The sequence below is a fragment of the Pseudacidovorax sp. genome, assembly GCF_017991995.1.
In the GTDB taxonomy this organism is placed as follows: domain Bacteria; phylum Pseudomonadota; class Gammaproteobacteria; order Burkholderiales; family Burkholderiaceae_C; genus Xenophilus.
Genome location: NZ_JAGOPN010000026.1, coordinates 65151 through 74739, shown reverse-complemented (window position 1 = coordinate 74739; position 9589 = coordinate 65151). Strand labels below are relative to the sequence as shown.

Sequence of the window (9589 nt, the reverse complement as noted above, 5' to 3'; positions counted from 1 at the left end):
AAGACTTCCAGGACGTCGTCAGCCACCTGCCTCAGTTCATTGACCAGGTCTACAACGCCACCCGACTGCACTCGGCGCTGGGCTACGTCCCACCCAACGAATTCGAAGATCAACTCGCCCGGCAAGCGGCTTAGTTCTGTGCCACCTCTGTGGTCCAGCCCCAGGGGTTCACTCCAGCGCTCAAACAACTGCCGCGAGTCAGTTCACGAAGCGGGCCTGTCCTTCGGCAGGCCCGCAGCCCGTCCGCCCTGCGCTCCTCGGCGCCCCACAGGCGCGCCGCCACGCCCTCACCGGCACCAGGGCCTGCGTCGCGGGTGATCGGCCGGCACCGGCGACATGCCGAACTGACCGTAGCGGTACATCGAACTGCCAGGGAGGCAGGGAGGCAGGGAGCCAGGGAGCCAGGGAGAAGCGGGCACGCTCGGTATTCAACGATCGTTTCCACGCGGTGGTGGCGGGCTCAGGGTGCGCGGGCGATTTCGGGGTCGGCGAGGAGCGGAGGATGGACGGGCTGCAGGCCTGCCGGAGGACAGGCCTGCTTCGTGAACTGATTCGCGGCGGTTGTTTGAGCGCAGCGCGAAGCGCGTAGCGAGTTCTGCCGCGGCCCGTCTGTCCGAGCACCGCAGCGGAGTCGGACCGCAGGGCCGACCGACCCCGTATGAGCCCGCGCACCCTGAGCCCGACACCACCGCGCACCCCGAAGCATCGCCGAAGCAGCAGCGACGATCTCAATCCAGATACGACCGCACCTTCACCGGCAGCACCGGCGCCTCCCACCGGTAGTCGTCCGCCAGAACGTCGCGCCCGGCGACCTGGCCCTTCCACTGCAGGGCCAGCAGGTCGGCCATCGTCCACCCCAGCCAGTCCGCGCGGAAGGGACGTTCGGCCACCGATGGCACATCGGCCGGCACCTGGTTGCGCCACACGATGGCCGGAATGCGGTACCCCGAGGCCGTGCTCGGGCTGTGGCCCACATGGTCGCTGCCGTGGCCCACCTCCTGGCCATGGTCCGAGACGTAGACCCAGGCCCGGTACTCGGCCAGGCGCCCCACGGTGCGCGTGAGCTGCAGCGTCTCGGCGACCACGAAGTCGTGGTACAGCAGGGCGTTGTCGTAGTCCTGGCGGAAGCGCCGCACCCACGCCGGGCGGCCCTTGGCGATCAGGCCCGACTCGACCGCGTCCACCGTGTCGTCGAAGGGGTTGTCCTGCGTGCCCGGAAAGCGCAGCCGGTAATGCGGATGGGCGCCCAGCAGGTGCACCACGATCAGCTTGCGCTCGGCCGGGTCGGCCAGGGCTTCCTGCACGCAGTCGAGCAGTTCGCCATCGAGCGAGGCACTGGCGCGCCCCGGCACGCGGTTGACGATCTCGACCTCGTCGGCGAGGCGCGCATGCTGCTGCTCGATGGCCACGTCGTCGTGGTTGCTCATCCACCAGACCTTGTAGCCGGCGGCGCGCGCCAGCGGCAGCAGGTGCTGCGCGTCGGCCGCCGTGGGCTGGCCGAATCGCATCATGTTGGCCATGGCCGGCAGCGTGCTCGCGTCCACCGACCAGGCATGGCGCAGCACCGTCATCTGCTGCGGCTCGCGCCGCTGCGCGGCCGCCAGGCGCGGCGTGGTGTTGCGACCGTAGCCGTAAAGCCCCAGGTTGTCGCGGTTGATGCTGTCGGTGATGACCAGCACCACCGTCGATGGCCCTGCGCGCGTCACCTGTGGCGCCGCCGCATGGGCGTGCTGCAGGGCGGCGTCGCGCATGCGCTGCTGGTCGGCCCAGGCGGTGCGCAGGTCGCCCGCATCGTCGACCCACTGCGTCCAGAAGACCACCGGATGCAGCCGCCGCCAGGGCTTGCTGGCATGGGCCAGTGCACCGAAGGCGAAGGCCACCACCAGCAGGGCCAGCCAGGCGCGGTGGGGCGCGACCTCGATCTCGACCGGCGTGCCTGCTGCACCGCCATCGGCGGCATCGCGTGGCGCTCCGGCGGCCGTGGCGATGCGGCGTCGCCGCCCGTAGGCCGTCAGCCGCCACACGGCATAGCCCGCGGCCCCCATCACCGCGCACCACAGCGCGGCCGTGCGCCAGTGCATCTGCAGGTACTCGCCACTTTCGCGCGCATTGGTGTTGGCCAGCGCGCCCAGCACCACAGCGCCGTCGGGCGCGGACTGGTAGGTGTCGAGCAGGTAGGCCCGCACCACGCCATCGGCCGCGAAGGCCATCACCGCCGCCAGCACCGCCACCCGCCGGGCGCGGTGCACCGCCGTGCTGCGCACCGGCCAGGCCATCCAGGCCAGCGCGGGCAGCAGCAGCACCAGCATCTGCGCGACCCGCCGCCCATCGTGGCCCAGCACCACGAAGCCGGTCGCGATGGCGACGAGGGCCATGAGCGGCCAGGCCTTGGCGCGTCGCGGTGCGCCAGGCGTCGGGACGTCGGTCGGCGCCATGTCGGCGTCCTGGCGGCGGTCGCTCAAATGGAGGGCTCCTGCAGGCGAATGCGGGCGCTCAGCGGCCGGTCATGTTCTCGGGGATGACCCACTGGTCGAACTGCTCGCCCGTCAGGTGCCCCGAGGCGATGGCCGCCTCGCGCAGGCTGCTGCCTTCCTTGTGCGCCTTCTTGGCGATGTAGGCCGCCTTGTCGTAGCCGATGTGCGTGTTCAGCGCGGTCACCAGCATCAGCGAGCGGCTCACCAGCTCGGCGATGCGGTCGCGGTTGGGCTCGATGCCCACGGCGCAGTGGTCGTTGAAGCTCACGATGCCGTCGGCCAGCAGGCGCACGCTCTGCAGGAAGTTGTGGGCCACCATGGGGCGGAACACGTTCAGCTCGAAGTTGCCGGACATGCCGCCGATGTTGATGGCCACGTCGTTGCCCATCACCTGCGCGGCCAGCATGGTCACGGCCTCGCTCTGCGTCGGGTTGACCTTGCCGGGCATGATCGACGAGCCCGGCTCGTTCTCGGGAATGCTCAGCTCGCCGATGCCGCTGCGCGGGCCGCTCGCCAGCCAGCGCACGTCGTTGGCGATCTTGTTCATGCTGGCCGCCAGCGTCTTGAGCGCGCCATGCGCATGCACGAAGGCGTCGCAGGCGGCCATCACCTCGAACTTGCTCGGCGCCGTGACGAAGGGCAGGCCGGTCAGGCGGGCCAGCTCGGCCGCCACGCCTTCGGCATAGCCCTTGGGCGCGTTCAGGCCCGTGCCCACCGCGGTGCCACCCAGGGCCAGTTCGCACAGGTGGGGCAGGGCGGCGCGCACATGGCGTTCGTTCTGGTCCAACTGGGCGACCCAGCCCGAGACCTCCTGGCCCAGCGTCAGCGGCGTGGCGTCCTGCAGGTGGGTGCGGCCGATCTTCACGATGTCCATGAAGTCCTCGGACTTCTTCGCCAGCGTGGCGCGCAGCTTGGCGATGGCCGGCAGCAGCTTGTGCGTGAGCGCCTGCACGGCCGCGACGTGCATGGCGGTGGGGAAGACGTCGTTGCTCGACTGGCTGCGGTTGACGTCGTCGTTGGGGTGCACCAGGCGGCCTTCGCCGCGCGCACCGCCCAGCAGCTCGCTCGCGCGGTTGGCCAGCACCTCGTTGACGTTCATGTTGGTCTGCGTGCCCGAGCCGGTCTGCCATACGACCAGCGGGAACTCATGCGGATGCTTGCCGGCCAGCACCTCGTCGGCGGCGGCCACGATGGCATCGGTCTTCTTGGCGTCCTGCAGGCCCAGCTGCTGGTTGACCACGGCCGAGGCCCGCTTCACCAGGGCCAGCGCCTGGATGATCTCCAGCGGCTGGCGCTCGCCCGAGATGTCGAAGTTCTGCAGCGAGCGCTGCGTCTGCGCGCCCCACAGGTGGTCGGCAGGGACCTCGATGGGACCGAAGGTGTCTTTCTCGATGCGGGTGCTGGTGCTCATGGCGGCGAGTGTCGAGTGGATGAAGGAAAAGTCCGCCAGTATCCCCCGCGATGAGAAAAATTCTCAACCGCGCGGGTATGGCCCGGCGCGCAGCCTCCCCGCCCACAGCAGCCCCGCCAGCGCCAGGCCGAACACCACAGCCAGCTTGCCCAGCCAGGGCAGCACATCCGCCAGCGGCGCGCCCATCTGGTTGAGCCGCAGCGAGGCCTGGATGCCCGCCGTGCTGGGCAGCCAGCCGCCCAGCCATTGCAGCGGCAAAGGGAGCGCCTCGCTGGGCCACGAGAACCCCGAGAGGAAGGCCAGCGGCAGCGAGCTGAACAGGATCACCTGCAGCGCGCGTTCCCGGTCGCGAAACCAGCAGCCCAGCAGCAGACCCAGCGCACAGACCGTGGGCACATAGAAGGCCAGCAGCAGCGCGGCGGCCGGCGGATTGCCGCCGCGCGGATAGTCCTGCAGCACGAAGATCCAGCCGAAGAAGAACAGCCCCGTCATGAGCCCGAAGCCCGACAGCGCCGCCAGGCGCCCCAGCCAGGCTGCGGGGCGCGCACGCAGCCGGTCGGCCTCGGCCCAGGTGCCGGCCAGCATGGCGCAGCCCATCAGCAGCGTCTGGTGCAGGATCAAGAGCGCCACGGCCGGCACCACATAGCTGCCGTAGCCCTCGGTCGGGTTGAACAGCGGCACCAGCTGCGTGTTGAGCGGACTGCGGCTGGCCTGGGCCTGCGGCGCGCTTTGGCCGGCCGCCTGCAGGCGGCGGATCTCGATGCCGGCCGACACCGTGCCCACCGCTTCCGAGAAGCCGTAGAGCACCGACTTGTTGAGCAGCGCATAGGCGCCGTTGCCCTCGATGGTCACGCCCGCCGCCGCGCCGCGCACCACGTCGCGCTTGAGGTCGCGCGGCAGCAGCGCGTAGCCCTCGATCTCGCCGCGCCACAGGGCTTGTCGTGCCGCCTGTTCGTCGCCGGTCACCAGACGCACGTCGATGCGCGGGCTGGCCTGCGCGAAGCGCACGATCTGGCGCGACAGGTTGCTGCCGTCCTGGTCCACCACCGCGACGGGCACGCGCGTCACGGCCTCGGTGCCGTAGGGCCAGGGATAGAAGAAGCCGTAGATCACCGGCGCGAGCAGCAGGATCAGCAGCACGCCCGGGTCGCGCAGCACGGCCAGGGCCGTGGCGCGCCAGGCGTCGGCGAAGCGCAGGCGGGTGCGGTCGGCGTGCGGTGCGTCTGTCATCAGCGCTTGCCCCAGCTCTCGGGCGCCTTGGTCGCGCGGCCGACCAGGCCGGCGCTGGCGGCCAGGAGGGCCGTTGCGGCCACCGCCATCCACAGCGGCGTGGCCATCGAATAGGCCAGCGGCGCGCCCATCTGCAACTGCTCGATCTGCACGCGGGCGTAGTGCGTGTACGGCAAGGCCAGCGCCCAGGCGCGCGCGGCGGCAGGCATGGCCACCAGCGGAAAGCCCACGCCGCCGAAGGCGAAGGCCGGCGCGGTGATGAAGCCCGTGCCCGAGAGCGCCGTGCGCAGCGAGCGCGTCAGCGCCGCCAGGAAGGCGCCCATCGCCACCGACAGGCCCAGGAACAGCACCAGCGCCACGCCCACCCACAGCAGCGAGCCGGCCGGGTGCCAGCCCCGTCCGAGCGTGAGGCCCAGCAGCGCCAGCAACCCGACGACCGACAGCGATGCCCATGGCAGCAACAGCTTGCCGGCCAGGGCCGCGGCTGCGTCGCCCCAGTTTGCGCCGGCCGCCGTGCCCGCATTCGCACCCACACCCGGCGCCAGCCACTCGCCCAGGCTGCGGTCGCGCAGCTCGCGGCCCAGCGTCCACGCACCCGCGGTCATGGCAAAGATGTGCAGCAGCGCCGGGATCAGCGCCGCGCCCAGAAACTGCTCGTAGTTGCTCGAGGTGTTGAACAGCGCCACCGTGTTGGCCCGCACCGGGTCCAGGTGCGCCCGCGCCGTCGGGGCCGATTCGCCGCGCTTGGCGCGTGCCGTCAGCTCGATGCCGGCCGACACCGTGCCCACGGCCGTTCGCACGTCGCGCTGGATCAGGCTGGAATGGGTGCCGCGCTGCGCGTTGTGCAGCAGCACGACCTGACCGGCGCGGCCCTGCTTGAGCTCGCGCGAGAGCTCGCGCGGCATCCACACCGCCGCATGCACGCGGCCGGCCACCAGGGCACGGTCCATCTCGGCCGCGTCGGCATAGCGCTCGGCCACCTGCAGACCCGGCGAGGCTTCCAGGAAGCGCTCGATCTGGCGGGAGATGGCCGAATGGTCCTCGTCCAGCACGCCGATGGGCAGCCGGTTCGGCAGGCCGGCCGAGAAGATCCACCACATCAGCGCGGCGGCCAGGGCCGGCACCCAGCTCACCATGGCCAGCTCCCAGGGCTGGCTGGCGAGGCGCCGGGCTTCGCGGCGCAGGCTGCGGGTGAAGGGGCTCACCGGCTCAGGCATCGTGTGCGAGCTGGACGCCGCCGGGCGCGTGGTGAAGATTCATGGTGGCTTCGGGCACCCAGCCTCAGTCGACCAGCACGCTCATGCCCGGCCGCGCGCCGGCGATGGGCTGCAGCGGCCTGGCGCGGACTTCGAAGGTGCGCACGTCGAAGCCGGCGCCTGCGCGCGTGGCGCGCCAGGTCGCGAAGTCCGGCAGCGGCGCGCTGTACGTCACCTTGAAGCGGGCCGTCGCCGCCTGCGGGCCCAATGCCGGCAGGCGGGCCTCGAACTCGTTGCCGACGGCGAAGCGCGACAGCCGGTCCTCGCGCACGTTCAGCACCACCCACTGGTCGGTCAGGTCGACCACGGTGACGGCGGCCACGCCCTGCGGCACCAGCTCGCCGGCGCGGGCCAGCACCTTGGCCACCTCGCCGGCGACGGGGCTGCGCAGTTCGGTCTCGGCCTTGGCGGCCTGGGCCTCGGCCACCACGCCCGCCACCTGCCGGGCCTGGGCCTCGGCGGCGGCCTTGTCCTCGCCGCGGGCGCCCTGGCGGGCCAGGTCGTACTGCGCGCGGGCGGCGATGGCGGCATCGCGCGAGGCCTTCCAGTTGGCTTCGGCCTCGTCGCGCTTCTGCGCCGGCACCAGGCCCTCGCGCGCCAGGCCGTCCACGCGGTCGAAGGACTTGCGGGCCAGCTCGGCGGCCGTCTCGGCGCGCCGCCACTGCATGCGGGCCATCTCGATCTCCTGCGGGCGGGCGCCGTTCTCGGCCTTCTTCGCCACGGCCTGGGCGGCCTGCTGGGCGGCCGTGGCCTGGGCCAGCTTGGCATCGACCTCGGGCGAGGCCATGCGCAGGATCGGCGCGCCCGCCTCGATGCGGTCGCCCTCGCGCACCATGACCTCGGCGATGCGGCCGGGGATCTTGGCGGCGATGTCGGTTTCCTTCGCCTCCATCTGGCCCTGGAACACCTCGGGCGCCGGCCGGCTGGCGCGCCAGAAGCCCCAGCCGATCAGGCCGGCGACGATGAGGCCGGCCACGATGGCCAGGGGCAGGGTCTTGCGACGTTGGGTCATGGTCATTCGATCCTCACATCGGCGCGGGCGATGTAGTCGGCAAAGCGCTCGGAGATGCCGGCGCTCTGCAGCAGGCGGGCCAGGGCCTGCACGTACTCGTTGGCGGCCTGGGCGCGTTCGGTCTGCACCTTGGCCAGGTTGGTCTCGGCGTCGATCAGGTCCTGCGTGGTGCTGGTGCCTTCGCGCAGGCCGGCGCTGCGCAGGCGCACCACCTCCTGCGCCAGGTCGATGCCGGCCTGCATCGACGCGAACTGCCGGCGCGCGTTCTCCAGTGCCCGCCAGTTGCGCTCCACCAGCAGCGAGATGTCGCTGCGCGCCTGCGCATCGGTGCGCTCGGCCTGCTCCACCTGCTTCAGGCTGGCGGCGGCCAGCTGGTCGCGGTCGATGCTGTCGTAGAGCGTCCAGTACACGCCCACGCCGGCCACCCAGCCGGCCTCTTCGCGGCGCTTGAGGTCGTGCGTGCCGAAGGCCAGCACCTGCGGGCGACGCAGGGCCTCCTCGCCGGCATGCAGTTCCTCGGCCTGCACCTTCTTCGCCGCGACCTTGGCCAGGCCCGGATGGTGCAACTGCGCCGCATCGAGGAAGTAGCCGAGCGGCTCGACCGGCTGGCTGAGGACGAAGAGCGGCGTGCGCGGCAGCACCGGCTGGTCGGCCCGCACGGTGCGGGCCAGCGCGACGGCGGCCAGCTCGGCATCGTCCCGGGCCTTCTCGGCATTGCGGCGTGCCTCTTCATAGGCGCTGCGGGCCTGCAGCCGCTCCACGCGCGAGATGACGCCGGCCGCCAGCATCTTCTGCGCCGCCTCGTCGTGGCCGGCGATGGTGCGTTCGGCCTGGGCGCGCAGGTCGGCAGCGCGCTGCGCGAGCTGGGCGCCGAAGTAGCGCTCCACCAGCGTCTGGTCCACCTCGCCGCCGGTCTGGTCGGCATCGGCACGGGCCTCGCGGGTCTGTGCGCCGGCAAAGCCGCGCACCGCGTCGGTGGCGCCGCCGGTGTAGAGCGGCCAGATGGCCGACACCGACGACGTGAAGCCATGGCCATCGCGCTGCAGCGTGTAGCTGTCGGGCAGGCGCACCGGCAGGCGGGCCAGGCTGCTCTGCAGGCTGGCGGGCAGCAACTGGCCGACCTGCGTGAGGCCCGAATCGAAGGAGGACAGATCGACGTTCAGCCGCGCGTCATAGGCATAGCCCACGCCGGTCACGCTGACCACCGGCCCGCCCAGGTTGCGCAGCGCATCGGCGCGCAGCGACTTGGACTCGACACCGGCGCGCGCGGCGGCCAGCTTGTCAGAGCGCTCCAGCATGCGCTGGCGGGCGGCCTCGAAGCTCAGCGCCAGGCCGTCGGGCGCGGTCTGCGCATGCGCCGCCGAAGCAGCCAGGCCCGCGGCCAGCGCGAAGGCCGCAAGCGGAAAGGGGCGTCGCAGGTGGGTCATGGCGTGAAGGTCATTTCTGGCGGGCGACGAGGGCATCCAGCTCCTGCTGGAGGATGAGCGGAAAGGCCGCCTGCACCGCCCCCGTGGCCAGCGGTCCGGCCTGCTGCAGCAGCGCGGACGCGCGCTCGGGCTGGGCCAGCACCGCATCGACCAGCGTGCGCAGCCAGCGCCGCGCCACGCTGCGCAGGGTGCGCACCAGCGCCTCCTGCATGTCGATGGCCTGCTCGGGCGTGAGGCCCAGGGCCGCCAGCTGCTCGGCGATGCGCGCGAGCGCGGGGCTCAGGTGCTGCACGCTGCCGTCGGGCAGGCGGCGCGCCAGGCCGGCGCGCAGCGCGCGGTCGAGCAGGGCGGGTGTCATGCGGCCCTGCCATTGGGCCTTGACCTGCTCGGCTGGCACCACCAGCGGTGCTTCGGCCGCGAAGAGGTTGTCCGAGATCGACTGCGCCACCGCCGCCAGGCTGCGCCAGGAGCTGGCCGGCGCCTGCTCGAACACGCGGCGGATGGCCTCGATGCCGAAGCCCTGCTCGCGCAGCGCGCGGATCAGTTCGAGCCGCTGCGCATGCTCCTCGCCATAGAGCCCCAGCCGCCCGCGCAGCTTCGGCGGCGGCAGCAGGCCGGCCGTGGTGTAGGCGCGGATGTTGCGCACCGTCACGCCCGAGCCCGAAGCCAGGGCTTCGATGGTCAGTGCGTCGGTGGCGGTCGGGTCGGGGGGCATGGGGTGGGCGTGACGTGTCTTTTTCTATGTTACATGCGTCATGTCAAATAACAAAGCCGGATCG

7 protein-coding genes are annotated in these 9589 nt (G+C 71.9%); all 7 read right to left on the bottom strand.

Annotated features, from left to right (window positions below; translation table 11 throughout):
• Positions 1 to 728 precede the first annotated feature (728 nt).
• Positions 729 to 2462 carry a phosphoethanolamine transferase gene (locus KBC94_RS26655; protein WP_366934735.1) on the bottom strand — a complete coding sequence of 578 codons (1734 nt, stop codon included), beginning with the start codon at positions 2460 to 2462 and terminating at the stop codon, positions 729 to 731.
• A gap of 31 nt (positions 2463 to 2493) precedes the next feature.
• Positions 2494 to 3885: a class II fumarate hydratase gene (fumC, locus tag KBC94_RS26650; protein ID WP_294377805.1), complete on the bottom strand. Its 1392-nt coding sequence runs from the start codon at positions 3883 to 3885 to the stop codon at positions 2494 to 2496.
• A gap of 63 nt (positions 3886 to 3948) precedes the next feature.
• Entirely contained in the window at positions 3949 to 5115 is a 1167-nt protein-coding gene (locus tag KBC94_RS26645; RefSeq protein ID WP_294377803.1) for an ABC transporter permease, read from the bottom strand.
• A complete protein-coding gene (locus tag KBC94_RS26640; protein WP_294377800.1) occupies positions 5115 to 6332 on the bottom strand; it encodes an ABC transporter permease in 1218 nt (405 codons plus the stop codon). The genes KBC94_RS26645 and KBC94_RS26640 overlap by 1 nt, the downstream gene beginning before the upstream one ends.
• A 64-nt stretch (positions 6333 to 6396) precedes the next feature.
• Positions 6397 to 7383, bottom strand: coding sequence for an HlyD family secretion protein (locus KBC94_RS26635; protein ID WP_294377797.1), 987 nt, complete (start codon positions 7381 to 7383; stop codon positions 6397 to 6399).
• 2 nt (positions 7384 to 7385) lie between these two features.
• Positions 7386 to 8810 carry a TolC family protein gene (locus tag KBC94_RS26630; protein ID WP_294377794.1) on the bottom strand — a complete coding sequence of 475 codons (1425 nt, stop codon included), beginning with the start codon at positions 8808 to 8810 and terminating at the stop codon, positions 7386 to 7388.
• Between the two features lie 10 nt (positions 8811 to 8820).
• Positions 8821 to 9525 (bottom strand): MerR family transcriptional regulator, encoded by a 705-nt coding sequence (locus KBC94_RS26625; protein WP_294377792.1) that lies wholly within the window; start codon positions 9523 to 9525, stop codon positions 8821 to 8823.
• Positions 9526 to 9589: the final 64 nt, after the last annotated feature.

Coding starts and splice junctions, on each gene's coding strand:
- fumC (WP_294377805.1), bottom strand. CDS start 3,885: ATGAGCACCAGCACCCGCATCGAGAAAGACACCTTCGGTCCCATCGAG.
- KBC94_RS26645 (WP_294377803.1), bottom strand. CDS start 5,115: ATGACAGACGCACCGCACGCCGACCGCACCCGCCTGCGCTTCGCCGAC.
- KBC94_RS26640 (WP_294377800.1), bottom strand. CDS start 6,332: ATGCCTGAGCCGGTGAGCCCCTTCACCCGCAGCCTGCGCCGCGAAGCC.
- KBC94_RS26635 (WP_294377797.1), bottom strand. CDS start 7,383: ATGACCCAACGTCGCAAGACCCTGCCCCTGGCCATCGTGGCCGGCCTC.
- KBC94_RS26630 (WP_294377794.1), bottom strand. CDS start 8,810: ATGACCCACCTGCGACGCCCCTTTCCGCTTGCGGCCTTCGCGCTGGCC.
- KBC94_RS26625 (WP_294377792.1), bottom strand. CDS start 9,525: ATGCCCCCCGACCCGACCGCCACCGACGCACTGACCATCGAAGCCCTG.